The sequence below is a fragment of the Pseudarthrobacter equi genome (assembly GCF_900105535.1).
Taxonomy (GTDB): Bacteria; Actinomycetota; Actinomycetes; order Actinomycetales; family Micrococcaceae; genus Arthrobacter; species Arthrobacter equi.
This window is the reverse complement of sequence record NZ_LT629779.1, coordinates 1,587,818-1,612,705: the sequence shown is the minus strand read 5'-3', so window position 1 is coordinate 1,612,705 and position 24,888 is coordinate 1,587,818. Positions and strand designations below refer to the sequence as shown.

Here is a 24,888-nt window from a genome sequence, read left to right as displayed (position 1 = left end):
TCAGGTGCCCCAGCTGCGGTACAGGTCGGGGCGCCGCTCCGCCAGGTAGGGCACGCCGGCCCGCTCACGGCGGGGCGCGTCCGGGTCCAGTTCGGCGTACAGCAGCACCGGCGCCTCCCCTGCTGCGGCCAGCAGCTTTCCGTCCGGGCCGGCGATGACGCTTCCGCCGAGGAAACGGCACCCGTCTTCCATTCCGGAATGGTTCGCGTAGGCGATGGCCAGCTGGCTTTCCAGCGCACGGGCCCTGACCAGGATCTGCGGAACGTCGTCGAACCCGTGCGCCAGGGCGGTTGGCACCAGGAGGAGCTCGGCGCCGCCGGCGGCGGCCGCGCGCACAGCCTCGGGGAACTCCACGTCGTAGCAGATCACCATGGAGGTGGGGATTCCGTGGAAATTTACGACGGCGGGCTGTTCCGCCGCAGGGGTAAAAGCGGCACGTTCGTCAGGGCCGAAGAGGTGGACCTTGCCGTAGCCAAGCAGCGTGCTGCCGTCCGTGTCCAGCAGGGTCGCGCTAATCTGCCACTCCCCCTGCGGCGTGATCCGCGGCAAGCTGTACACGAGCCCGATGCCGTGGTTGCGGGCGATGCCGGCGAGCCGGCGGTGGAGGTCAGGGAGTTCGGCGGGGTCCAGGGCTGCCCGGACCCGGCGAGGGGCGTAGCCCACCGGAAAGAGCTCAGGGGTCACCAGCACTGCCGCGCCAGCGGCCGCCGCGTCCCGCGCCGCACTGTCTATCACTGCGCAGTTCGCGTCAACATCAAGAACATCGGCATTTGCCTGCAGGAGTGCCAACAGCACTGTTTCCACCTTCCCTACTCCGGACAGGCCCCGACTGGAAACCTTTGTCCCAGCGTAGCCACCGCCGTGGACCGTCCTACGGGACCATCTGCACCGCCGCCAAGGCGTGACGGGCTAATTGACCTACCAACTCCATCCCAATCACAAGATGACCCATGCGTTAACTTCTTGACTACAAGAGTGCAGATAGGGCAATGTTCTTAGCATGTCCGCCACCCCGCGCTCAACGAAGAGCAAGCCCAAGAACCCCGGCTCGCAATCCGCGCTGCGCCAACTTAACCAGCAGCGGATCATCGAAAGCCTCATGGGCGGACCGTCAACCCAGGCCGAACTCGCCAGGCAGACCGGACTCTCCACAGCCACCGTCTCGAACATCGTCAAAATCATGCTGGATTCGGGACTGGCGTCCACCGAACCCATTACCAGTTCGGGCCGCCGGGCCCTGAATGTCCGGCTCAACAGCAACGGTGCGGTGGCCGTCGGTATCGACTTCGGCCGGCGGCACCTGCGGGTGGTGCTGGCCTCCCTGAGCTACCACGTCATCGCCGAAGAATCGGTCATGCTGCCGCTGGGCCACCAGGCCGACGAAGGCATCCGGGCGGCGGTTGCTCTCCTCGCCAAACTCCTCGAGGAAAGCGGAACGGAACGCTCCTCGGTGGTGGGCGCCGGCGTCGGGATCCCCGGCCCCATCGACCGCCGCACCGGCACCGTGGCGCAGGGCGCCATCCTGCCGGAATGGGTGGGAATCAACATCCTCCAACACCTGGAGGATACGCTCAGAATCCCCGTCTTCATTGATAACGACGCCAACCTCGGGGCATGGTCCGAGGTCACCTGGGGCCAGCACACCGGCGTCAGCAACCTCATGTTCCTGAAGATCGGATCCGGCATCGGCGCAGGCCTCATCCTCAACGGCGCGCCCTACTACGGGAACGTCGGCATCACCGGGGAAATTGGCCACGCCACCATCCACGAACAAGGCCTGGTATGTCGCTGCGGCAACCGGGGCTGCCTGGAAACCATAGCGTCCACCACCACCATGATCGAACTCCTGAGCCGGGGCGAGGACCGCCCGCTGAACCCCGCGGACATTGTCCGGAAGGCGCTCAACCGAGACCCCGCCACCCTCCGCGTGGTTGATGACGCCGGCCTTTCCGTGGGCCGCGCCCTGGGCAACGTGGCCAACCTGATCAACCCTGAAGTCATTGTGGTGGGCGGGCCCCTGGCGGGCCTGGGAGACCTGCTGCTGGACCCCATCAGGCGGGGCCTCGTGCGGCACGCCGTGCCCGTCATTGGCGAGACCACCACCCTCACCATGTCGTCCCTTGGCGACCGCGCAGAGGCCCTCGGCGCTGCCGCCCTGGTCTTCCAACACGCGGGCATCCGCAAAATGTAGACCGTTTCGTTATCCGGCAATTGCGTTCAAGACTTGACGACAATAGCTGTGATCCAGTTTACTTTTGGATCAGACGGCCCTGCGCTTTGCCGGCCGGACAAAGAAGTCATTGCATTGGAGGGTTAGGGCAGATGACGTCCCAGACCACACAAGCGGAGCCGATCATCCTTGAGATGCGGTCCATTACCAAAGAATTCCCCGGCGTTAAAGCCTTGGCCAACGTGAACCTGCGGGTAAAGGCGGGGGAAATCCACGCCATCTGCGGCGAAAACGGGGCCGGCAAATCCACCCTGATGAAAGTCCTTTCGGGCGTCTACCCCTACGGCAGCTACGACGGCGACATCGTCTACCAGGGGCAGGTCCAGCAGTTCAAGGACATCCGGGCCAGCGAGCATGCCGGCATCGTGATCATCCACCAGGAACTGGCGCTGATTCCCGAGCTGTCCATCATGGAGAACATCTTCCTGGGCAACGAACCCACCAAGCGGGGCGTTATCGACTGGTCCGAGGCCCGGCTTCGCTCCCTGGACCTGCTGGCCCGCGTAGGCCTGCGCGAGGATCCGGACACGACCATCAAGGAAATCGGCGTCGGCAAGCAGCAGCTCGTCGAAATCGCAAAGGCGCTGAACAAGTCCGTGAAGATCCTCATCCTGGACGAGCCCACAGCAGCCTTGAACGAGTCCGATTCCCAGCACCTGCTGGACCTGATGAAGGGCCTGAAGGCTAAAGGCATCACCTCCATCATCATTTCCCACAAGCTCAACGAGATTGAGCAGATCGCCGATTCGATCACCATCATCCGCGACGGCAAGTCCATCGAGACGCTGAACGTGAAAGCGGACGGTGTGGACGAGGACCGGATCATCAAGGGCATGGTGGGCCGCACCCTGGAGTCCAGGTTCCCGGACCACACACCCAAGATCGGCGAGGTCTTCTTCGAGGTGAAGAACTGGACGGTGGGCCACCCCAACGTGCAGGACAGGCTGGTGTGCAAGAACTCCAGTTTCTTCGTCCGACGGGGCGAGATCGTCGGGTTCGCCGGGCTGATGGGCGCGGGCCGCACCGAACTGGCCAGGTCCGTCTTCGGCCGGTCCTACGGGCGGTTCATCGACGGGCACGTATATAAGGACGGCAAGGAAGTCACACTCAAGTCCGTGCGCCAGGCCATCGATGCCGGGCTTGGCTACGTGACGGAGGACCGCAAATCCCTGGGCCTGAACCTGCTGGATGACATCAAGACCACAACGGTGGCCGCCAACCTTCGCAAAATAAGCCGCCACTCCGTGGTGGACGCGAACCAGGAATTCACTGTCGCTGAGCAGTACCGCAAGTCCCTCCGCACCAAGACTCCGTCGGTGGAAGAAGGCGTGGCCAAGCTCTCCGGCGGCAACCAGCAGAAGGTGGTCCTGGCCAAATGGATGTTCACGGACCCCGACCTGCTGATCCTGGATGAACCCACCCGCGGCATCGATGTCGGCGCCAAGTACGAGATCTACGGCATCATCCAGCAACTGGCGAACCAGGGCAAGGGAGTGATTGTCATTTCCTCCGAACTCCCCGAACTCCTGGGCCTGTCCGACCGCATTTACACCATCTTCGAAGGCACCGTGACCGGTGTCCTGGACAAAGACGAGGCCAGCCAGGAAAACCTGATGAAACTGATGACCTCGAACCCCAACCGCAAAGCCGCCTGATCCCCTGGATCATCCCAGACACTTCCGGACCCAAGGACTGACCATGAACGCCCTCAAAAAGCTGTTTGGCGGCAACACCCGCCAATTCGGCATGATCTTTGCCCTGGTGGCCTTGATCGTCTTCTTCCAGATCTTCACCGAAGGCCGGACCTTGACGCCCGGCAACGTCATCAACCTCTTCAACGGCAACTCCTACATCCTGATCCTTGCCATCGGCATGGTCCTGGTGATCATCGCCGGCCACATCGACCTTTCCGTCGGTTCGGTTGCGGCGTTCGTGGGTGTCACCGTTGCCCTGGCCATCCGCGACTGGGGCATCCCCTGGTGGGCGGGCGTGCTGCTCGGCCTCGTACTCGGCGCCGCCATCGGTGCCTGGCAAGGCTGGTGGACCGCCTATGTGGGGATCCCTGCCTTCATCGTCACGCTGGCCGGCATGCTCCTGTTCCGCGGCTTCAACCAGTTCGTTGGCAAGTCCAACACCATCCCCGTCCCCAATGACTTCCAGTACCTCGGTTCCGGCTACCTGCCGGAAGTCGGGCCCAACACCGGGTTCAACAACCTCACCCTGCTCCTCGGCATCGCGGCCGCGGCGTTCGTGGTCTGGGGAGAACTGCGCTCAAGGTCCCGCGCCAAGGCCCTGGGTGCCGAGGTCCCGGAAATGTGGGTCACGGCCCTGAAGCTGGTCCTGGTCTGCGGCGCCATTCTGTACGCCACATACCTGTTCGCCACCGGCCGGCCCGGAACCTCGTTCCCCATCCCCGGCCTCATCCTCGCTGTGCTGGTACTGCTCTACGGCTTCATCTCCTCCCGCACCATCCTGGGCCGGCACGTTTACGCAGTGGGTGGCAACCGGCACGCCGCCGAGCTGTCCGGCGTGCAGTCCAAGAAGGTCAACTTCCTGGTGATGATGAACATGTCCATCCTGGCCGGCCTGGCCGGCATGATCTTCGTGGGACGGTCCACGGCATCGGGCCCGTTCGACGGCGTGGGCTGGGAACTGGACGCCATCGCCGCAGTCTTCATCGGCGGCGCCGCAGTGACCGGCGGCGTGGGCACCGTGGTCGGGTCCATCATCGGTGGCCTGGTCATGGCTGTACTGAACAACGGCCTCCAGCTGCTCGGCGTCGGCGCCGACCTTACCCAGATCATCAAGGGCCTGGTGCTGCTGATCGCCGTCGCCTTTGACGTCTACAACAAGAGCCAGGGCAAGAAGTCCATCATCGGCCTGCTGACCAGGAACATGGGCCGGTCCGGCGGCGGCCCCAGCAGCCCCACCCAGCCCGACGAAACCACCTCCACCAAGGAAGCGATTGCCAGGGAAGCCTGAGCTTTGCAACCGAATAGCGGTAATCCATCACAAAGAAAGAGAAAACCAACTATGCGAATGTTTGGTAAAGCAGGAAAGGCCGCAGCGGTAGCTGCCATCGCAGCACTGGCGCTGACGGGCTGCGGCCGCTCGGAAACCCCCTCGGGCGGAGCGAGCGGCGGCGCCGGAGGATTCGATCAGAAGTCCTCCATCGGCGTCGCACTTCCGCAGAAGACCAGCGAAAACTGGGTCCTCGCGGAGAAGCTGTTCAATGACGGCCTCAATGGCGCGGGTTTCAAGGCTGACGTCCAGTTCGCCAACGGTGGCGTATCCGAGCAACAGAACCAGATCAGTGCCATGGTCACCAAGGGTGCCAAGGTCATCATCGTGGGCGCCATCGACGGCTCCCAGCTGGGCACCCAGCTCAAGCAGGCCAAAGATGCCGGCGCAACGATCATTGCCTACGACCGGCTGCTGCTGAACACCGACAATGTGGACTACTACGTGGCCTACGACAACTTCAAGGTTGGCGTACTGCAGGGCCAGGCCCTGCTTGACGGACTGAAGGCCAAGAAGCCCAACGGCCCGTACAACGTCGAACTGTTCGCCGGTTCCCCTGATGATGCCAACGCCAAGGTCTTCTTCGACGGCGCCATGAGCGTCCTGAAGCCGAAGATCGATGATGGCACGCTCAAGGTTCTGTCCGGCCAGACGAATTTCGAACAGGCTGTCACCCAGGGCTGGAAGGCCGAGAACGCCCAGCGCCGCGCTGACACGCTGCTGACCGGCAGCTACACCAGCGCTTCCCTGGACGGCGTCCTCTCCCCCAACGACACCCTGGCCCGCGCAGTCCTGACCTCCGTCAAGGCAGCCGGCAAGCCTCTCCCCGTGGTGACTGGCCAGGACTCCGAGGTTGAGTCGGTCAAGTCCATCATGGCGGGCGAGCAGTACTCCACCATCAACAAGGACACCCGCAAGCTCGTTGAGCACGCCATCACCATGGTGAAGGACCTCCAGGCCGGCAAGGACCTGGAAATCAACGACAAGGATTCCTACAACAATGGCGTCAAGACCGTTCCGGCCTACCTGCTGGAGCCGGTCATCGTCACCGCCGCCAATGTGAAGACCGCTTACTCCGACGATCCGGTTCTCGGCCCGATCACCAAGTAGCACTTCGCATTACCTTCTAACGCAACAGCCCGGCTCCCATGTGGGGGCCGGGCTGTTTCCGTTCCCGCCTGGCGCTGCCGGCGGCCTGCCCTACTGCTTAACCTTGAGCACTCCGGGCCCAGTGAACTTCAGCGCATGGTTCTTCACTGCCTGCGGGGTGCTGAATGCTTTGTAACCATAGACATCGGCGGGGTCCCAGCCCACGTCGGTGGTGAAGTCCCAGCCCGTCCAGTCCGGAGCCGGAACACCGCCGGCTTCTGCTTCAGCCAGTGCCTCCGCGCGGTTCTGCTCAAACGAGGCCTTTGCAATGGCGTTGAGGTCCGTGGGCTGACCGTTGTACCAGGACCCGGTGTCGCTGAACCGGTTGCCGTTGTAGCTGCTGACCATGATCGACGGGTCTGCGCCGGGACCCGTGAACTCGAAGGCATTGCGTTCGGAGAAGATCCGCGACTCGTAGCCTGCGCCGAGGAAGTAGCTGCTGCCGCCCTGGGCCTCGCTCACCAACGGGTATTGCGGATCGTCGGTGCTGCCGGAGAAGTAATTGTTGACCACGTGGACCTGGCCAAACCGGACACGGGGTGCGCGCTGCTGGAGGTTCTCGAAGTAATTGCCGATGTAGGTGACGCGCAGCTTGCCGCCGTCCTTGTCAACGTGCTCGTCGCCGGAACCCAGGAGCATTGTCTTGTCATGGTTGGAGAGCCTGCTGTTGGAAATGGTCACGAAGTCCGTGCCGTCCTTCAGGTCGAGCAGGCCGTCGTGCCGGTTGGCCGGCTTGCCGTTGGGGCCCTTCGGAGCTTCGCTGTCCGGGAACCGGCCATCGGTGAGGCTGACATGGTCAATCCACAGGTGGTCCGATGTCACCGAGGATACGGCGTCAAACCGCGCGTTCCAGGCGCCGTTGCCGTCATCCGGCGACCAGGTGGTGAAGAAGTCCACCGGCGCTTCCACGCTGAGGTTCCGCATCACCACGTTCGTGGCACTCAGCATCACGATGTTGGCACCAACGAATCCTGAGTGGTCACCTACGCCAACCAGTGTGGTGTTGCTGGGCAGGCTGACCTCGATCTGCCGCTTCATGTTGTTGCTGCCGGTCTGGCGCAGCTGGCGCTGCTTCTTGCAGTACTCGAACGTCTGGTCGCTCCAGACCTTGCCGCCGGGGCCAAAGCAGGAGATGTACTGGTTGATGTCGTAACCCGGAGCGTAGTCCTGCTCGCCCAGGATCCGCCCGTCCGGGGTTTGGTTGCCGTCGATGGTCCCCTTGACGTAGACAATCTTCGGAGCGGTCGGTTGGCCGTTGTTGGCCAACGCGGCCTTCAGCTCCGCGAGGGTACTGACTTCGTAGCGGCTCCCGGCAGGTGCGCCGGCACCTCCGTTCGTGCCGCGTCCGACGGCGGCCCAACCGGTGGGCGCCGCGTCGTCGGCTTTGATCACTCCTCCGCCGGTCGGGGCGGGGCCAGCCATCGCGGGGGCGGTCCCCGCAAGGCCGGCGGCGAGCGCGATGGCGGCTGCCGATGCTGCGATTCCGACGGGACGTCGGACCCTTTGGGACGTGGAAGTGCGTGCGAGATCGCGTTTAGGGGACGTCATTGGCCTAATTTCCGGCATGCCACAGAGACCACATGCCTTGAGGGGTGCGGATGAAATGGTGGGAAGCCGTTGCTGAGAAAGCGGTTTCCGAGCAACTGCTTAATTCTTACGCGCGTCATGACAAGACTGTCAAGGGGTCTTCACAGTCCAAACACAGGTTCAGCCGGATTCCTGCACAGCATGCCCGGCGAGGGTGGATCCGACGCTGGCCTCCCCGGCCGGCACCTGAACCATAGGAGAAACGTGAGCGTCCTTGCCCGGAGTGTAGGCAACGCCTTCAGAAACAAAGTCAGGACCGCAGCCGTCGTTGCAGTGCTGGCCGTTGCCATCGGACTGGCGCTTGCCATGCTGGTGGCCAACCAGGCCGTCGGAGCGAAAGTCCAGGAGCTCAATGCGTCCGTCGGAACCGTCCTGACCGTGAACCCGGCCGGAGGCCAGGGCTTCGAAGGTGGTGGTGAGCCGCTTACCGCCGAGCAGGCAACCGCTGCAGCCGCCGTGCCCAACGTGAGTACCGTCGTCGGGACCTCCTCGCTCCGTCTGCGGAACGCCACGGAAGCTGCAGCCCAGGCGGCAACGGGACAAACCGGCCAGGGTGGTCCCGGTGGGCAGGGCGGTCCCGGCGGGCAAGCGGCCGCCACCCTGACCACCAGCCTCACGGCGGCAGTGGACGCGGGAACTCTCGGTAACCGCAACCAGCAGTCAAACGGAACCACGGGATCCACAGGGTCAACCACGCAGCCCATGCGGTCACTGCCCATCACGGCCACCGGCATCGGCGCCGAGGTGGACACCACGGGCAAGGCGCTCACCATCACCGAAGGCACAGGGTTGGGCGACTACACCGCCGAGTCCACGAACGCCCTCCTGGGCACCACCCTGGCGGAGAAGAACAACCTCGCCGTCGGCTCTACATTCACCATCAACGACCAGACCTACACCGTTGCAGGTTTGTTCGACGCCGGCACCGCCTTCGGCAACAATGCCGCGTACGTGACCCTTCCCACCGCCCAGGCTCTCGCCGGGACCCCCACCGAACTGTCCACCATGATCGTCACAGTGAACTCGTTGGAGAACGTCGATTCCACCAAGACCGCCCTGCAGGACGCGCTCGGCACTGACAAGGCGGACGTCACCCAGGGACAGAACCTGGAGACCGCCGTCAGCTCGCTGGGCAGCGTCAAGAACATCTCCTTCATCGCCTTCGTCGCCGCACTCGGCACCGCCGGGCTGATCATCCTGCTCATCATGGTCATGCTGGTCCGCGAGCGCCGGCGGGAGATCGGCGTGCTGAAGGCCATCGGCGCTCCCAACAGGACCATCGGCCTGCAGTTCGTCCTCGAAGCCCTCGTCCTTGCGGCGCTGGGCAGCGCGGCGGGCGCAGTTATCGCCGCCTTTGCCAGCAGCGGGATCGCTTCCGCGCTGATCAGCACCAACAGCACCAGTACGACGACGGCCACCACCGCCGGGCGCGGAATGCCCGGCGGAGTTCCTGGCGGCGGAGCAGGCTTCCCGGGCGGCGGCACTGGTTTCCCTGGCGGGAATCCGTTCGGCGGCGCCTCCCAGCTGCTCACCTCCGTCACGGCCAGCGCCTCACCAGAGGTCATCGCGGCCGGCATCGCCGCCGTCTTCGGCGTGGCCATCATCGGCGCGCTCGTCCCGGCGCTGCTCACCGCACGCATCCGTCCCATCGAAGTCCTGCGAGGAGAATAGCCATGATTGAAGTCAAGAACCTGGTCCGCACGTTCAACTCCGGTGACCGCACCATCAAGCCGGTCAACGATGTCAGTTTCGTCCTCGAACAGGGCACCCTCGCCGCAATCGTCGGAAAAAGCGGAAGCGGGAAGAGCACCCTGCTCTCCCTCCTTGGTGCGCTGGACAAGCCCACCAGCGGAGACGTCGTCGTCAACGGCGTGAGCCTGGCAGGGATGCCCGATGCCAAACTGACTGAGTACCGCCGGCGGGACATCGGCTTCGTGTTCCAGCAGTTCAACCTGATCCCCAACCTTTCCGCCGTGGACAACGTCATGCTGCCCATGGAGTTCGCGGGAATGCGCAAGGCAGCCCGCCAGCAGCGCGCCAAGGATCTGTTGGAGCAGGTCCAGCTGGTCCAGGACAAGCACGACAGGCGCATCAACCGGCTCTCCGGCGGCGAGCAGCAGCGCGTCGCCATCGCCCGTGCCCTGGCAAACGAGCCAAAGCTGATCCTGGCCGACGAACCCACCGGCAACCTGGACGAGCAGACCGGGGACCACATCATCTCGCTCCTCAGCGCCCTCAGCCGCGACCACAACACCACCATCCTGGTGGTGACCCACGACCGTGCCCTCGCCAACAAGACCGACCGCCGGTTCCGGCTGCAGCAGGGAAAGCTGACGGAGGAACCGGCGCACCACCGGGCCCCGCTCCCGGTGACCGCCTAGCAGCGACGGGGAGGGCCGGCGTCGTGCCCTCCCCATCAGCCTCCCGGCACCCACGGGGACCAATCTCCGACGCTGCTTCAGTCCTGTGGCAGGATGACTGAATGACCGCCCCCATCGCCACACCATGGTTGTCCAGCCAAGCCGATACGGACCCCCGTTCAGCAACCGGAGCGCCCCTCCGTTGGGGAATCATCGCCACCGGTGGCATCGCCAAATCCGTGGCGCAGGACCTGGCCCTGCTGGCAGATGCCGAACTGTACGCCGTCAGCTCCCGGGGGCAGGCGACGGCGGACGCGTTCGCTGCCGCCTATGGCGTCGGCAAAGCGTACGGGGACCACGACGGCGTGCACGGCTACCAGCGGCTGCTCGCCGATGACGCGGTGGACGTCGTCTACGTTGCCACCCCGCATGCGCAGCACCACCAGATCGTCCTGGCCTCACTCCAGGCGGGCAAGCATGTCCTGTGCGAAAAAGCCTTCACCATCAACGCCCGGGAAGCGGCCGAGCTGATCGACACTGCCCGCAGCCGCAACCTCTTCATGATGGAGGCCGTCTGGAGCCGCTTCCTGCCCGGCATGCAGCGTGCCTTCGAAATTGCTGCGTCCGGCGAACTGGGCGACATCCACTGGGTCACTGCCGATCTTGGTTTCCCCGCACCGTATTCCCCCACCGCCCGGCTGTGGGCGCGGCAGGATGGTGGCGGGGCGCTGCTCGACCTCACCGTCTACCCCCTGCTTTGGGCGCTGGGAACGCTCGGGTTTCCCCAAACCGTGAGCGCCACGGGGCATGTGAACGATGACGGCGTGGACGCCCAGAATGCCCTCACGCTCGGCTACCATCACGGAGCCCAGGTCCAACTGACGTCATCGCTTTTGGCACACGGACCGCGCACGGCGACCGTCGCCGGCAGCCGCGGCTTCCTCCAAAGCGCCGGGTCGATCAACAACCCCCGCGAACTGACCGTGGCCACGGGGTGGGACGAGCGGCGGACCGAAACGTTCGACGTCGTGGGCAAGGGCTACACCTACGAGCTCCGGGAAGTGACCCGCTGCATCCAGCAGGGCATTGCCGAAAGTCCGGTAATGCCGCTGGAAGATTCGCTGAATACGATGCGCCTTTTTGACGGCGTACGGGCCCAGCTGGGCGTCAGCTACCCGAATGACAGGCATCACTGAAGCCGCGGCGCTTCGCAAAATAAGGCGTCAATGACGTGACAATATGGGCCGGAAATCCTTGCGCTTTTTAGCAAGCGGAATCATTTTCTGTCACATTCTTTTTTATTGACCCCTAGACTTTCGACGATAAGCAGTCTTAGGATTTTGCCATCGTCGTTTTCTAACGGTACTGGGGGTGGTACTCATGGCTAATGCACATTCGCCGTGGCGTGCCATGCGTCCCGTGTTGCTTGCCGGGGCCGCGGCCATTGGCTGGTTAACGATGTCTTCCACGGCGGCATCAGCCGATACCCTTTCTGAGGCTTCGTCCCTCCTGGGCGGTGTCACCAGCTCCGTAACATCGTCGGTTTCCTCGGTGACAGGCAAGGTTGCCGGAACTGTCCCAACGGATTCGCAGCCTTCGACTACCGCTCCGACGCCGGCCCCCGCACCTGTACCCGGCCAGCCGGCAGGACTGCTGCATCCGGTAGCAAACCAGGTTTCGGCTGTGGCAGACAACCTGATCTCCTCCGTGCCCGTGGTGAACCGAGTAGTTCCAACGGGCACAGTTTCCGCCTTTGCAACGCCGATCGTTGAGGTTGCTGACGGGACCACTGCGGTCCTCGTTGAAGCTGTCGTTCCGCCGGTTGCCGAGGCCATCCCCGTGCTTGAACCGGTGTTGGTCCCGGTGTCCGACCTCGTGACCGGCTCCGACCCGCTTCCGCTTCCCGATCTGTCCGGAACCTTGCCGCTGGAAGAACTGCCGGCCTCCGGACCCGTCGCCGCGGACGGGACAAATCCCGTCGAGCCCCTGCTCAATGCCGCCGTTGCGGTGCCGGCCGAGTCGTTCGGCACAGCCGAATCGGACCCGGCAGCCGGGGCGAACACTGCGGCGCCGGTCCTGGCGGTCTTCCCGGGCCACGGTGCGGCATTCCTTGCGGAAACCGCCGGCATCGAGCCTGCTGTGCACCACTCGGGTGGCGGCGACGCCGGCCAGCCGGCCACTGATGACCCCGCGCACCAACCGACGCAGTCCCCTGCCGTTCCGGGTACCGGCACTGGCAGTGGAGGGTCTGCTTCGGTCGCCTTCGGTTCCGCCGCCTGGCTGAGCGCCTACGACTTTGATCATTTCCTCTCCCGCGCCGTCCTGGCCCGGGAAGACCGCGAACATACCCCCGCACCGGTGTCCTTCGACCCCGGTTCTTCGCCTGACTAGTTGAGTCCCGGCTGCCCCTTTGCGGCAGCGCGCGGCCATATGGGCAGCTGCATCAGCGCCCTTCTTCAACTTCTTCAGGAGAAACCATCATGAGTTCCAACCTTCGCAGGGGGCTGCTTGGCACCCTCTTTGCCGGTGGACTGCTGGCATTCGGCTGCACAGCAGCGAACGCGGCGGACACCACCAACACCACCGGATCGGATCTTTCCGCATCCGCCCTGATCTCGGCGGCGGCGTCCGCTGATACGACGTCGTTGGGCCTGCTGGGTGACCCAACGCCGTCCGACTCAACGGGCGTCGCCGCCGTAGTGGACGTCGCACTGAACGCCGGAGACACCACCGCCGGAGCCGGCAGCGGGCTTGCTGCGGCCGCCGTAGTCGGCCTGGGCCTCGGGGGCAGCAGCACTGCTCCCGAGGCAACGACGGCCGATGTGGCGGTCCAGGCTGATGTGAACGTCGGCCTGGGTACCAATTCAGCCATGACGGAACCGGCCCCCGCGGCCCCGGCGGCCGATGTAGCTGTTGCCGCAGATGCGGTTGTGGACCTCGGCGGCGTCACCGGCACCAACGGTGCAACCAACGACGGCCTCACCGCCGTCGTCGACGCAGACGTCAACCTTGGCCTCGGCAACGCCGGAACCACGGACGGCACGGCCACTGATGTAGCGGTGGACGCCGATGCAATCGTGGACCTCGGCGGCGTCACCGGCACCAACGGTGCAACCAACGACGGCCTCACCGCCGTCGTCGACGCAGACGTCAACCTCGGTCTCGGCAACACCGGAACCACGGACGGCACGGCCACTGATGTAGCGGTGGACGCCGATGCAATCGTGGACCTCGGCGGCGTCACCGGCACCAACGGTGCAACCAACGACGGCCTCACCGCCGTCGTCGACGCAGACGTCAACCTTGGCCTCGGCAACACCGGAACCACGGACGGCACCTCCAGCAACGGCGGACTCGATACTGCCATCGACCTCGGCCTCGGCAACACCGGCGGAGTGGATGCCGGCATCGACCTCGGGGTTGACCTGGGCGTAGACCTTGGCACCGGCGGCGTTGGCACAGAGACCCCGGGTACTGAAAACCCCGGAACCGGTACACCCGGCACGGAGAACCCGGGCGATGGCAACACCGGCGGCGTTGGCACCGTGGATCCCGGAACAGGCACCCCGGGCACCGAAACCCCGGGCACTGAAAACCCTGGCAACGGCACCGGCACCACCGGCGCAGGCACGGCCGGAACCAACGGCATCTCCGTAGCTCCCGCCGGTTCAACAGCAGTCAGTGGCGTGATCGCCGCCGACACCACACCGCGAAGCGCTCCTGCCCAGGGTGGTGCGGCCGCATTGGCCAACACCGGCTTGGACGCCTCCCTCGTCCCGCTGGCCCTGCTGCTCCTGGCCGCCGGGCTCCTGGTGCTCCGCAAGCGCAGGACTTCCTGACACACACACACCTGCGTTTCATTCCCTGACCAAAGTGGGAAAGCGTCCGTGAATCGCGCCTGAAGCGGCAGCACTCCACGGGCTGCAGGAAAGGAGGACCACAACACAGAAACCAAAAAGCACGCAAAACATGTCATCAGCACACATGTCCTTGTGGCCGATGGTCCGGCGGCGGATGTTGGAGTTCCGCCGCCGGACCCTCGGTGTGTGCGCCGCGAAACGCAAGGTCAATCGCCGGGCAGCCCCTCCGCCGGTATGATTTGAGTACGACAGTGCCGCATCGCACCGGGAGGGACGGGACATGGTGGCGGAATCGCCCAGCTCCACCACGAACGAGGTTGTCGGCGGTCGCTACCGGTTGAATGAGGTCATTGGCCGCGGGGGAATGTCTTCGGTGTACAGCGCCCGGGACGAAAACCTTGGCCGTGACGTGGCCCTTAAGCTCTTCGCCCCGCAGGCCCCGGACACCGAGGAACTGAAACGCCAGGAAGCGGAAATCCAGCTGCTGGCCACTTTGAACCACCCCGGACTCGTCACGCTTTTCGACGCCGGCATCGATACCCGGATCCCGGACGAGCCACGGCCGTTCCTCACCATGGAGCTCGTGGAGGGCCAGGACCTCCGCGGCCGCATCCGCCACAGCCGTGTCCCGCTGGAAGAACTGGCAGTCATCGGCGCCGGAATCGCAGACGCCCTGGCCTACGTCCATGGGCTGGGCGTGATCCACCGTGACATCAAACCTGCCAACATCCTGCTGGTCCAGATCCGCCCCGGCGAACCACTGCGCCCCAAGCTCACCGACTTCGGAATTGCGCGGATCGCGGACTCCACCCGCCTCACCACCACCGGAACCATGGTGGGCACTGCCGCGTACCTCAGTCCGGAACAGGCGCTGGGCCAACCGCTCTCCGGTGCCACGGACATCTATTCGTTCGGCCTCGTACTGATTGAATGCATCAAGGGCACCGTCGAATACCCCGGCGGCGCCGTGGAGTCCGCGGTGGCCCGGCTGCACCGGGCACCCGAGATCCCGGACGACCTCCCCGCAGAGTGGGCGCAGCTCCTCCGCTCGATGACTGCCGTCGAACCCCTGGAGCGCCCATCCGCCGCGGACATCGAGACCGCCCTGCGCCAAGCCCTCGTCTCACCCGCTTCCACACCCGGCGAACTCGCACCCGAAAGCACCAGGGTGCTGCCGGCCATGCCGTTCCACCCGCCGTCGATCACCGCGGAAGAGTCAGTGGACGAGTTGCGGGAAGCGGCAGCTTCAACCCAGACCCAGGAACCTGAAGCCAGGAACCTCCATCCGCGGGCCCGCACCAAGCGCTTCTGGCTCGCGGTGATCCTAACGCTCATAGTGGTGGCGGCTGCTGTTGCCGCGGTGATCCTGACCCTGTCCACGCAGTCTCCCGCCGACGTCGTGCCGTATCCCACTGTCACCGGGGAACTCGGCGATCACCTGAAGGAACTGCAGAAGAGCGTCGAACCGTGACCCCTGGAAACCACGGGGCGCTGACCGTCCGCTGGTCCGCGGCGATGCTGGCCGCCGGATTGCTCGCCGGCTGCGGGACCGGCGAAACGGGGCTCCAGCGCGATGCCGCCAAGCAGTTGCAGGCACGGGTGCTTGAGGTAACGCAGGCGTCATCGCAGAACGATCCCGCCACCGCCCTCAGTGCGCTGAAAGGCCTCGAAACCGAACTCGGGAACGCACAGTCGAAGGGTGGCATCTCGGACGAACGCCGCCGCAGCATCACCACCATTGCCGCCGCAGTCCGGGCCGATCTGACCGACGCCATCGCCAAGACCGACCAGGCCAAAGCCCGGGCCGAAGAGGAGGCCCGCCAGGCGGCCGAACAAGCGGCTCAGCAAACCCCGCCCGCCCAGGAAGCCCCCGCGCCGTCCACGGTGCAGCCCTCCGGTGAGGACAAGGGCAAGAAGGACAACGCGGGCAAGGGTAAGGGCAGCGGATAGCGGCCCGCCAATGCAGCGTACGACGCCGGAAGGGACGTTGGGCGCTGCTCTCCACTTTGTGAGCGGCACAAGAAAGAGGCGGTGCCCCGGAACAGATCCGGGGCACCGCCTCTCTTGTGAAACTGCCGCAGCAGCCCGCCGCTAGCTCAGGCTGTCGATGACCTTGTTCAGGGTTGCGGACGGCCGCATGACAGCAGAGGCCTTGGCGTCTTCGGGGTGGTAGTAGCCTCCGACGTCCACGGGCGAGCCCTGGACCGCAGCCAACTCACCAACGATGGCTTCCTCCTGGGAGGAGAGTTCCTTGGCGACGGCGCTGAATGCGGCGGCCAGGTCGGCGTCGTCCGTCTGCTTGGCCAGTTCCTCGGCCCAGTAGCGGGCCAGGAAGTAGTGGCTGCCGCGGTTGTCCAGTTCGCCGGCGCGGCGGCTCGGGGACTTGTTCTCCAGCAGGAACGTGCCCGTGGCGCGGTCCAGCGTGTCCGCCAGGACCTGGGCGCGGGCGTTGCCGGTGGTGGTGGCCAGGTGCTCGAAGCTGACGGCCAGGGCAAGGAATTCGCCCAGGCTGTCCCAGCGGAGGTGGTTTTCCTTCAGCAGCTGCTGGACGTGCTTGGGGGCGGATCCGCCGGCGCCGGTCTCGAAGAGTCCGCCACCGTTCATCAGCGGAACAACCGAGAGCATCTTGGCGCTCGTGCCCAGTTCCAGGATGGGGAACAGGTCCGTGAGGTAGTCGCGGAGGACGTTGCCGGTGACGGAGATGGTGTCTTCGCCCTTGCGGATCCGGTCCAGGGTGAACGCGGTGGCCTTGACCGGGGACAGGATCTGGAGGTCCAGGCCCTCGGTGTCGTGGTCCTTCAGGTACTCGTTGACCTTGGCGATGAGGTTGGCGTCGTGGGCGCGCTCCTCGTCCAGCCAGAACACTGCGGGCGTCTGCGAGGCGCGGGCACGGGTGACGGCCAGCTTGACCCAGTCACGGATGGGGGCGTCCTTGGTCTGGCAGGCGCGCCAGATGTCGCCGACGGAAACTTCGTGTTCGAGCAGGACCTTGCCGGATCCATCCACAACCTGGACGGTGCCGGCTTCCTGGATCTCGAAGGTCTTGTCGTGGCTGCCGTATTCCTCGGCTGCCTGTGCCATGAGGCCCACGTTGGGGACGGTGCCCATGGTGGTGGGGTCGTAGGCGCCGTTGGCGCGGCAGTCGTCAAGGACCACCTGGTAGATGCCGGCGTAGGAGCTGTCCGGCAGGACTGCCAGGGTGTCGGCTTCCTTGCCGTCCGGGCCCCACATGTGGCCGGAGCTGCGGATCATGGCAGGCATGGACGCGTCCACGATGACGTCGGAGGGGACGTTCAGGGTGGTGATGCCCTTGTCCGAGTCCACCATGGCCAGTGCCGGGCCGTCTTCGAGGCCCTTCTTGATCAGGTTCTGGACGCCGTCGCGGACATCCGCGGGCAGGTCCTCGAGTCCGCTGACGATGGCAGCGAGGCCGTTGTTGGGGCTCAGGCCGGCGGCGGCGAGCTGCTTGCCGTAGGTGTCGAAGAGTTCGGAGAAGTAGGCCTTGACCACGTGGCCGAAGATGATGGGGTCCGAGACCTTCATCATGGTGGCCTTGAGGTGTGCGGAGAAGAGCACGCCCTCTTCCTTGGCGCGGGCAACCTGGGCCTTCAGGAACTCGTTCAGGGCTGCGGCGCGCATGACGGTGCCGTCGATGACCTCGCCGGCCAGGACCGGGAAGGCCTTCTTGAGGACCTTCACCGAGCCGTCTTCACGGACCAGCTGGATGGCGATGGTGCCTTCCGATTCAATGACAACGGACTTCTCGTTGGAGCGGAAGTCGTCCTGGCCCATGGTGGCCACGTTGGTCTTGGACTCAGCGGTCCAGGCACCCATGGAGTGCGGGTTCTGGCGTGCGTAGTTCTTGACTGACAGCGGTGCGCGGCGGTCCGAGTTGCCTTCGCGCAGGACCGGGTTTACTGCCGAGCCCTTGATCTTGTCGTAGCGCGAGCGGACGGCGGTCTCTTCATCCGAGGTGGGGTTGTCCGGGTAATCCGGCAGTGCGTAGCCCTGGCCCTGCAGCTCTGCGATGGCGGCCTTCAACTGCGGGATCGAAGCGCTGATGTTGGGCAGCTTGATGATGTTGGCTTCCGGCGTCTTCGCCAGCTCACCCAGTTCAGCAAGGGCATCACCGGTCTGCTGCTCAGGAGTGAGGTAATCGCCGAACACAGCGATGATGCGGCCGGCGAGCGAGATGTCGCGGGTCTCCACCTCCACACCTGCAGTCGAAGCGAACGCCTCGATGATCGGCAGGAACGAATAGGTAGCCAGCATCGGCGCTTCGTCGGTGTGGGTGTAGATAATCTTGGACATGCGCGGGCGTCTCCCTGAAGGTCGGCTTGGTTGTGAAACCTTTGTCTATTTCACCAAGTACAACTTACCCGAGGACACCGATTTGAACCCTACCGGGAACGCTGGATGACCCCGCCGTGAGCAGGATTACAGCGATAGAGAAGTGTACGACGACGGCGCCCGCCCGGGTGCCCCACCCCGCCCCGCGTCGGGCTCCTGACCTGCGGCTCCGCAGCCCCCTTTCCGCTGCAGGGTAAGTCACTCCTGTTTACTTATATGTGACGCGCGCGATAAATTCTTGAAGTCGATCCGCGCCCTCTCCCCCGGGGCATTTTCCGTTCAGACAGGACAACAATGACACGCACCCGGTCCCTGGCTTCCGGCATCCTGAGCTTCTCCGCCGCAGCCGTTCTGGCTCTGACCACCGCCGGCGGCGCTTCCGCTGCGCCGGCCTCCCCATCGCCCTCAGACGAGAAGGCCCTTCCCTCCATCGTGCGCCTGGCCGTGAACAGCGCCGGTGCCGCCGACTACTGGACATCCGAGCGAATGCAGCAGGCACTCCCCGGTGATGTCCTGGCGGCCAAGGCCATGGACCGCGGAAACAACGCCAACCCGGCGTCCGTCGAACGGGGCAAGAACGCCAAAGTAAAGGCCAGCAAGGGCAAAGACACCAGCACCACATCCGTAGCCCACATCGGCAAAGTGTTCTTCAGCATGGGTGGCGCCAACTACGTCTGCTCCGGCAACGCCGTGACCTCGGAAAACAAGAGCACCGTGTCCACGGCGGGACACTGCGTGATCGGCGGCCCGGGCCAGGAGGCCACGAACTTCACGTTCGTTCCCGCCTATGACAACGGCAAGGCACCGTACGGCAAGTGGACCGCAAGGGAACTCTTCACCACTGACGAGTGGAGCTCCTCCGGCAACATCGCCTACGACACTGCATTCGCGGTCATGGACCCCCTCAATGACGCCCTCCTCACGGACGTGGTGGGCGGCTCCGGCGTCGCCTTCAACCAGGAACGCGGCCTGTCCTACACGTCCTACGGTTACCCGGCGGACAAACCGTTCACCGGCCTGACCCTCAAGAGCTGCACCGGTACGGCCAGCCCGGACACCATCAACAAGGACTTCGGCACCCAGGGGATTCCCTGCGACATGACCAGCGGCTCCTCCGGCGGCCCCTGGTTCATCGGGTCCGGCCCTGGCGGCATGCAGAACTCGATCAACAGCTACGGCTACAGCGGCTCCAAGGTCATGTACGGCCCGTACTGGGGCAAGGTCATCGAAAATGTGTACAACGATGCCTCAGAGTCCTAGCAAGGAACCCCGCGAAGGCGTGGCCCACATTGAGGTAACCCAGACGCACGAGGAGATCCTCGAGTACTGGACGGACGAACGGATGGCGGAGGCCAAGCCCCGCGAGCTGGTGCTCCGGCCGGAACCTGAAGAGCAGCACCCGGAAGCCCAGGACTAAGCGAACAAACGAACGACGGCGCCTGCCCCCTGCGAAGGGGACAGGCGCCGTCGTTCGTTAAAGCAGCCGCTCAGTGGAAGAAGTGGCGCGCCCCCGTGAAGTACATGGAGATGCCGGCTGCGTTGGCCGCAGCGATGACTTCCTCGTCGCGGACGGAACCGCCGGGCTGCACGACGGCGCGGACGCCGGCGTCGATCAGGATCTGCAGCCCGTCAGCGAACGGGAAGAAGGCATCCGAAGCTGCCACGGCGCCCTGGGCACGCCGGGGTGCGCCGGTACCGGTGGCGTTGGAGGCACCCCCGGCACCGTCGACGTCGGAATCCACCTGCAGGCCCAGCGTGTTGGCGCGTTCCACGGCCAGCTTGCAGGAGTCGAGGCGGTTGACCTGGCCCATGCCGATGCCGACTGCTGCGCCGTGGTCCGCGAGGAGGATGGCGTTGGACTTTGCTGCACGGCAGGCGGTCCAGGCGAAGGCGAGGTCCGCGAGGGTCTTCTCATCGGCGGCTTCGCCCGCGGCGAGCGTCCAGTTGGCGGGGTTGTCGCCGTCGGCGTCCACCTTGTCGCTGACCTGGACCAGCATGCCGCCGGAAACCTGGCGGAACTCCGTGGGGTAGCGGCCGTAGCCCTCGGGCAGGGCGAGCAGCCGGATGTTCTTCTTCTTGGAGAGGATCTCCACGGCCTCGGGCTCGAAACCGGGCGCGATGACAACCTCGGTGAAGATGTCCTTCACGGTGTTGGCCATGGCCGCCGTGACCGGGCGGTTGGCTGCGATGACGCCGCCGAACGCGGACACGGGGTCGCAGGCGTGGGCCTTGGCGTGGGCGTCGGCGATGGGGTCCGCGGCGTCTGCCGAACCGACGGCAACGCCGCACGGGTTGGCGTGCTTGATGATGGCCACGGCCGGCTCGCTGAAATCGAAGGCGGCGCGCAGGGCGGCGTCGGCGTCAACAAAGTTGTTGTAGCTCATGGCCTTGCCGTGCAGCTGGTCGGCCTGGGCGATGCCCACCGGGGCAGCCTTGTCCACGTAGAGCGCAGCCTGCTGGTGGGGGTTCTCGCCGTAACGCAGCACCTCGGAACGTTCCAGGGACATTCCGGCGTAGGCAGGCCAGTCGATGATGCCGTCGCCGTCTTCATCAAGGAACTGGCTGGCAGTCCAGGTGGCCACGGCGTTGTCGTAGGACGCCGTGTGCGCGAAAGCCTTGGCGGCGAGGCGGCGGCGGGTCTTCAGGTCGAAACCGCCCGCGGCGGCAGCAGCCACCACCTGGCCGTAGAAGGACGGGTCCACCACGATGGCGACGGCGGCATGGTTCTTCGCGGCCGAGCGCACCATGGCGGGGCCTCCGATGTCGATCTGCTCGACAACGTCGTCCTGCGCGGCACCGGACTTGACGGTCTCCACGAACGGGTAGAGGTTCACCACCACCAGGTCGAAGGCCTCGATATCCATGCTTTCGAGCGTCTCCATGTGGGCGGGGACGCGGCGGTCTGCCAGGATGCCGCCGTGGACACGGGGGTGCAGCGTCTTGACGCGGCCGTCCAGCATTTCCGGGGAACCGGTGACTTCCTCAACCTCCTGCACGGGGATGCCCGCAGCAGCGATCTTCTTCGCGGTGGAACCGGTGGAGACCAGCTTCACACCCGCTGCGTGCAGGCCTGTGGCGAGCTCCTCCAGGCCGGTCTTGTCGTAAACCGAGATCAGGGCCCGGCGGATGGGTACACGGTCAATGGATACGCGCTCATGCTGCGTGAAGCTCACAAATGTCTCCGTCTTATCTCGCGGTTCAGTGCCGCGGTTGGTGGGGATAGGGCCAGTTTATCGCGTAGCGCACGTTGCCCCGAGTGTCCGCCGGAGTGTGAACGCCGGTGGGCGGGGCTAAAGTTTCAGAAGGAGGCGGCAATGAACACTTACACCACTGTGCCCAGCGGCGAACAGGTGGTCCAGGAACTGCCCTGGCGATGGAAAGTCCAGGGGCGGATCTTCCTGATCGGCGGCCTCGGATTCATGTTTGACGCGTGGGATGTGACGCTCAACGGCATTCTGATTCCCCTGCTGTCAAAGCATTGGGCACTGTCCCCCGGCGAGGTGGCGTGGGTGGGGACGTCGAACCTGATTGGCATGGCTTTGGGGGCCTTCATCTGGGGCACCATCGCGGACACCATCGGCCGGAAGAAGGCGTTCACCGCCACGCTGCTGCTGTTCGCCGTCTTCACCGTGGCCGGCGCCTTCGCCCCGGACTTCATCTGGTTTTGTGTCTTCAGGTTCCTGGCCGGCTTTGGCCTGGGCGGCTGCATTCCGGTGGACTATGCACTGGTGGGTGAGTTCACTCCCCGGAAGCAGCGCGGCAAAGTACTCACCGCCATGGATGGCTGGTGGCCGGTGGGCGCTGCCCTGGCGGGTTTCGTTTCCGCTGGCCTGGTGGCTCTCTACGGTGACTGGCGGCTGACCATGCTGGTCATGGTCCTGCCTGCGCTGCTGGTGTTCTGGGTCCGGCGAAGCGTGCCGGAGTCACCGCTGTTCCTCATCCGCAAGGGCCGGCGGGACGAGGCTGCGAAGGTCATCGACGGCCTGGTGGCAGCCACGGGCGCCGAAGCCCGGGCCTACAGCCTGCCGGATGCGAAGGACGTACCCCGGCTCTCCGCCGGCAGCGCCTGGACCCAGCTGCGGTCGGTGTGGCAGTTCAACTGGAAGATCACCACCGCCGCGTGGGCCCTGTTCTTCAGCATCCTGCTGGTCTACTACCTGTCACTGACGTGGATGCCACGGATCCTCATTGGCGCAGGCTTCGCCGAATACAAGGCGTTCGTCACCACGGCGTCCATGGCCGCCGTCGGGCTCCTGGGCGTCATCGTTGCCGCCCTGCTGGTGGAACGCGTGGGCCGCAAATGGATCCTTGCGATCACCGGCCCGCTGTCCGCACTGACGCTGGTGATCGTGGCGTTCGTGGTGGACATCCCGTCTGCAGCGGTGTTCTGGCTGCTGGTGTTCGGGTTCGTGGTGCAGGTGGCCATACCGGTGCTGTACGCCTACGTGTCGGAACTTTACCCCACTGAGCTGCGCGGCACCGGCTTTGGCTGGGCATCCACGTTCTCGCGTCTGGGCGCCGGTTTCGGTCCGCTGATTTTCGCCAACTACTTCTGGCCTGAGCTGGGCCTGGCTACGTCCTTCGCCCTGGCCGGCGGCCTGGTGCTGCTGGCAGTGCTGTGGATGGCCTTCTTCTCCCCCGAAACCCGCCAGCGCCGCCTCGACTGACCGGCAGCCCCAACCTTCCCCCACCTCCCAACTGACTCGCAGTTGTTGTCGTTTTGAGCGCTCAAAACGACAACAACTGCGAGTCAGTTGCGCTGCAGAAGGGAATTTTTGACTCGCACATGTCCTAGGTCGCCGCTAGGCTCCGCATCGGATGCCGGAGACCGTTCCGGCCAAAGGTTGGGGAGGCCGTGTGAGTCGAGATCAGAAGCCGACATCAATTTCGCCTGGGAATTCTGTCAGCCAAGTCCGTGGCTGGGTGGGAACCCGTGTTCAACACGGCGAAATCACCATAAGCGGCGAGTGCATGGCCCCAAGGAAAACCAACGGCAGCTGGAATTTCGATCTCGTCTCGGTGTCTCCAAAGGGAGCAGAAATTCTCTCCTGCGTCGTCTGGGAAAACATGGTTCCTGGGATCGACGCCATGCTCAGCACAGCCGGATCGTCGATAGGAAACGCCATGTCGGAAGGCATGGTGCTCACACTAAAAGGCACTCTGTGGCTTGACGCCGAGGGCACGATCGGTGTCAGGGTCACGGCGATCGAGCCCGGCTTCGTCCGCCGTGGCGATCTTTACCTCGAAGGAAAAAAGTCGATCGCTTTACTCAGGGCGGCAGGCGTGCCCAGGAGCCGCCTTACCAAAGAGTTCAGGCACGACAATCCGGAGCATGCATTCAAAAATCTTGGCTGCAAGCCTGAACGTGTGATGGTTGTAGGCCCTGCCAACGCGAAGGGAGTTGGGGATCTGCAACGTCGTCTTTGGAACAGTAGAAGTACTTCGCCTGAAGTTTTCTACCGGCCCTTTTCCTGGACCGCAGCTGCCCAGATCGGAGTGTTCCAAGCGCACCTTCAGGAGGCCCAGGAGTTGAACCTGGATTTGGTCCTGCTGGTCCAGGGCGGCGGCCACTGGAGGTGGCTTCGCGGCTATCAGCGCGCCGACCTCGCGCTCGCTATTAAAGCGTCGCGCGTCCCTGTAGCAACGGCGGTGGGGCATGACTCCGATGTTTCGCTGGCTGACCGGGCTGCCACGTTGTCCTTCACAACCCCCACAGCTGCGGGTGAGGCTATCGCCAACGAGCTATCTTTCCAGCGGCGGCAGCAGGTGAAGACCACGCGTCAGGCGGCTGCACGGGAGGTCCACCAGGCGCACCAGGCCGCCAAGGAAGCCGACCGCGCCTCCAGGGAAAAGCGCACTGAGATTCTTGAGTCCCAGCGCTCAGAGGCGCTTGCTGATGCCAGGACTGCGCAACAACGCGAAGCGGAAGCGAATTCCAGGTTCCACATGGCCCTCAGGGTTCACACTCAGGACCTTCTGGAGACTGCGGAGTCCCGGGTCAGATTCATGTCGTACGCAGCATCAGTAACAGTGCTCGTTGTGGTCACCGCTCTTGTGGCGTACGACGATCAAGTCTTGGCAGTTCTTCAATTGAGTCCAGATACGCTGCCAAGCTGGCTTTACCATGCATCAGTAGTTTCTTCGGGCGCTTGGCTGCTCGTCTGGCAGCGGAGGGCACGAAAATCCGCCTGGCTGGCATCCGCATCCCCCATGAAACATCCGCCGAGCGATCTGGACTCATGGCGTTTCGCGATAAAGAGAGTACGTACTGTTCGGAAGCTCCGGCTGCTTCGACACCACACTCCCCGATAGCTTCGCCCTGGGCCTACGG

General features: G+C 64.7%; 19 protein-coding genes. 15 read left to right on the top strand and 4 right to left on the bottom strand.

Translation table 11 applies throughout. The features are described from left to right. Positions 1–795 (bottom strand): nitrilase-related carbon-nitrogen hydrolase, encoded by a 795-nt coding sequence (locus BLT71_RS07345; RefSeq protein WP_172829930.1) that lies wholly within the window; start codon positions 793–795, stop codon positions 1–3. 205 nt (positions 796–1,000) lie between these two features. Between BLT71_RS07345 and BLT71_RS07340 the strand changes: the two genes are divergently transcribed. From BLT71_RS07340 to BLT71_RS07325, 4 genes are all read left to right on the top strand, one after another. Then, positions 1,001–2,191 carry an ROK family transcriptional regulator gene (locus tag BLT71_RS07340; protein WP_091718880.1) on the top strand — a complete coding sequence of 397 codons (1,191 nt, stop codon included), beginning with the start codon at positions 1,001–1,003 and terminating at the stop codon, positions 2,189–2,191. Positions 2,192–2,322: 131 nt separating this feature from the next. Continuing rightward, positions 2,323–3,885 (top strand): multiple monosaccharide ABC transporter ATP-binding protein, encoded by a 1,563-nt coding sequence (gene mmsA, locus BLT71_RS07335; protein WP_091718878.1) that lies wholly within the window; start codon positions 2,323–2,325, stop codon positions 3,883–3,885. 43 nt (positions 3,886–3,928) lie between these two features. Continuing rightward, the gene (gene mmsB / locus BLT71_RS07330; RefSeq protein WP_091718877.1) at positions 3,929–5,212 is read left to right on the top strand and encodes a multiple monosaccharide ABC transporter permease; all 1,284 of its coding nucleotides are present in this window, start codon (positions 3,929–3,931) and stop codon (positions 5,210–5,212) included. 51 nt (positions 5,213–5,263) lie between these two features. Beyond that, complete coding sequence (locus BLT71_RS07325) at positions 5,264–6,361, top strand: substrate-binding domain-containing protein (RefSeq protein ID WP_091718875.1); 1,098 nt, start codon at positions 5,264–5,266, stop codon at positions 6,359–6,361. 90 nt (positions 6,362–6,451) lie between these two features. On the opposite strand, the gene BLT71_RS07320 is transcribed toward BLT71_RS07325, so the two are convergent. Continuing rightward, positions 6,452–7,948 carry a pectate lyase family protein gene (locus tag BLT71_RS07320; protein ID WP_091718873.1) on the bottom strand — a complete coding sequence of 499 codons (1,497 nt, stop codon included), beginning with the start codon at positions 7,946–7,948 and terminating at the stop codon, positions 6,452–6,454. 243 nt (positions 7,949–8,191) lie between these two features. Here BLT71_RS07320 and BLT71_RS07315 point away from each other — a divergent pair, with 243 nt between their 5' ends. The 7 genes from BLT71_RS07315 (at position 8,192) to BLT71_RS07285 (ending at position 16,157) form a co-directional block, all read left to right on the top strand. Beyond that, positions 8,192–9,658 (top strand): ABC transporter permease, encoded by a 1,467-nt coding sequence (locus BLT71_RS07315; protein ID WP_091718871.1) that lies wholly within the window; start codon positions 8,192–8,194, stop codon positions 9,656–9,658. A gap of 2 nt (positions 9,659–9,660) precedes the next feature. After that, positions 9,661–10,368: an ABC transporter ATP-binding protein gene (locus tag BLT71_RS07310; protein ID WP_091718868.1), complete on the top strand. Its 708-nt coding sequence runs from the start codon at positions 9,661–9,663 to the stop codon at positions 10,366–10,368. A gap of 101 nt (positions 10,369–10,469) precedes the next feature. Continuing rightward, the gene (locus tag BLT71_RS07305) at positions 10,470–11,543 is read left to right on the top strand and encodes a Gfo/Idh/MocA family protein (protein ID WP_091718866.1); all 1,074 of its coding nucleotides are present in this window, start codon (positions 10,470–10,472) and stop codon (positions 11,541–11,543) included. Between the two features lie 184 nt (positions 11,544–11,727). Then, on the top strand, positions 11,728–12,738 hold the full coding sequence (locus tag BLT71_RS07300; protein WP_157693442.1) for a hypothetical protein: 1,011 nt from the start codon (positions 11,728–11,730) through the stop codon (positions 12,736–12,738). An 89-nt stretch (positions 12,739–12,827) separates the two neighbouring features. Continuing rightward, positions 12,828–14,186, top strand: coding sequence for a hypothetical protein (locus BLT71_RS07295; protein ID WP_091718863.1), 1,359 nt, complete (start codon positions 12,828–12,830; stop codon positions 14,184–14,186). A gap of 301 nt (positions 14,187–14,487) precedes the next feature. Continuing rightward, entirely contained in the window at positions 14,488–15,678 is a 1,191-nt protein-coding gene (locus BLT71_RS07290; RefSeq protein ID WP_091718861.1) for a serine/threonine-protein kinase, read from the top strand. Next, positions 15,675–16,157 carry a hypothetical protein gene (locus BLT71_RS07285; RefSeq protein ID WP_091718860.1) on the top strand — a complete coding sequence of 161 codons (483 nt, stop codon included), beginning with the start codon at positions 15,675–15,677 and terminating at the stop codon, positions 16,155–16,157. Before BLT71_RS07290 ends, BLT71_RS07285 begins: the two co-directional genes overlap by 4 nt. Before the next feature lie 141 nt (positions 16,158–16,298). Here the strand turns inward: BLT71_RS07285 and BLT71_RS07280 are convergent, their stop codons facing one another. Beyond that, entirely contained in the window at positions 16,299–18,518 is a 2,220-nt protein-coding gene (locus tag BLT71_RS07280; RefSeq protein WP_091718858.1) for an NADP-dependent isocitrate dehydrogenase, read from the bottom strand. 333 nt (positions 18,519–18,851) lie between these two features. Here BLT71_RS07280 and BLT71_RS07275 point away from each other — a divergent pair, with 333 nt between their 5' ends. Continuing rightward, positions 18,852–19,817: a trypsin-like serine peptidase gene (locus BLT71_RS07275; protein WP_091718856.1), complete on the top strand. Its 966-nt coding sequence runs from the start codon at positions 18,852–18,854 to the stop codon at positions 19,815–19,817. After that, positions 19,801–19,974, top strand: coding sequence for a hypothetical protein (locus BLT71_RS20560; protein ID WP_172829929.1), 174 nt, complete (start codon positions 19,801–19,803; stop codon positions 19,972–19,974). Before BLT71_RS07275 ends, BLT71_RS20560 begins: the two co-directional genes overlap by 17 nt. Before the next feature lie 70 nt (positions 19,975–20,044). On the opposite strand, the gene purH is transcribed toward BLT71_RS20560, so the two are convergent. Further along, on the bottom strand, positions 20,045–21,730 hold the full coding sequence (gene purH, locus BLT71_RS07270; protein WP_091718854.1) for a bifunctional phosphoribosylaminoimidazolecarboxamide formyltransferase/IMP cyclohydrolase: 1,686 nt from the start codon (positions 21,728–21,730) through the stop codon (positions 20,045–20,047). A 141-nt stretch (positions 21,731–21,871) separates the two neighbouring features. Here purH and BLT71_RS07265 point away from each other — a divergent pair, with 141 nt between their 5' ends. Both BLT71_RS07265 and BLT71_RS07260 read left to right on the top strand, forming a co-directional pair. After that, entirely contained in the window at positions 21,872–23,224 is a 1,353-nt protein-coding gene (locus tag BLT71_RS07265) for an MFS transporter (RefSeq protein ID WP_056082135.1), read from the top strand. Positions 23,225–23,480: 256 nt separating this feature from the next. Beyond that, positions 23,481–24,869 carry an exodeoxyribonuclease VII large subunit gene (locus tag BLT71_RS07260; protein WP_172829928.1) on the top strand — a complete coding sequence of 463 codons (1,389 nt, stop codon included), beginning with the start codon at positions 23,481–23,483 and terminating at the stop codon, positions 24,867–24,869. Positions 24,870–24,888: the final 19 nt, after the last annotated feature.

Excerpts from the sequence above, each read along its gene's own strand:
- BLT71_RS07340 (WP_091718880.1), top strand. The coding sequence starts at position 1,001 with ATGTCCGCCACCCCGCGCTCAACGAAGAGCAAGCCCAAGAACCCCGGC.
- mmsA (WP_091718878.1), top strand. The coding sequence starts at position 2,323 with ATGACGTCCCAGACCACACAAGCGGAGCCGATCATCCTTGAGATGCGG.
- mmsB (WP_091718877.1), top strand. The coding sequence starts at position 3,929 with ATGAACGCCCTCAAAAAGCTGTTTGGCGGCAACACCCGCCAATTCGGC.
- BLT71_RS07325 (WP_091718875.1), top strand. The coding sequence starts at position 5,264 with ATGCGAATGTTTGGTAAAGCAGGAAAGGCCGCAGCGGTAGCTGCCATC.
- BLT71_RS07320 (WP_091718873.1), bottom strand. The coding sequence starts at position 7,948 with ATGACGTCCCCTAAACGCGATCTCGCACGCACTTCCACGTCCCAAAGG.
- BLT71_RS07310 (WP_091718868.1), top strand. The coding sequence starts at position 9,661 with ATGATTGAAGTCAAGAACCTGGTCCGCACGTTCAACTCCGGTGACCGC.
- BLT71_RS07305 (WP_091718866.1), top strand. The coding sequence starts at position 10,470 with ATGACCGCCCCCATCGCCACACCATGGTTGTCCAGCCAAGCCGATACG.
- BLT71_RS07300 (WP_157693442.1), top strand. The coding sequence starts at position 11,728 with ATGGCTAATGCACATTCGCCGTGGCGTGCCATGCGTCCCGTGTTGCTT.
- BLT71_RS07295 (WP_091718863.1), top strand. The coding sequence starts at position 12,828 with ATGAGTTCCAACCTTCGCAGGGGGCTGCTTGGCACCCTCTTTGCCGGT.
- BLT71_RS07290 (WP_091718861.1), top strand. The coding sequence starts at position 14,488 with ATGGTGGCGGAATCGCCCAGCTCCACCACGAACGAGGTTGTCGGCGGT.
- BLT71_RS07280 (WP_091718858.1), bottom strand. The coding sequence starts at position 18,518 with ATGTCCAAGATTATCTACACCCACACCGACGAAGCGCCGATGCTGGCT.
- BLT71_RS07275 (WP_091718856.1), top strand. The coding sequence starts at position 18,852 with ATGACACGCACCCGGTCCCTGGCTTCCGGCATCCTGAGCTTCTCCGCC.
- BLT71_RS20560 (WP_172829929.1), top strand. The coding sequence starts at position 19,801 with ATGCCTCAGAGTCCTAGCAAGGAACCCCGCGAAGGCGTGGCCCACATT.
- BLT71_RS07265 (WP_056082135.1), top strand. The coding sequence starts at position 21,872 with ATGAACACTTACACCACTGTGCCCAGCGGCGAACAGGTGGTCCAGGAA.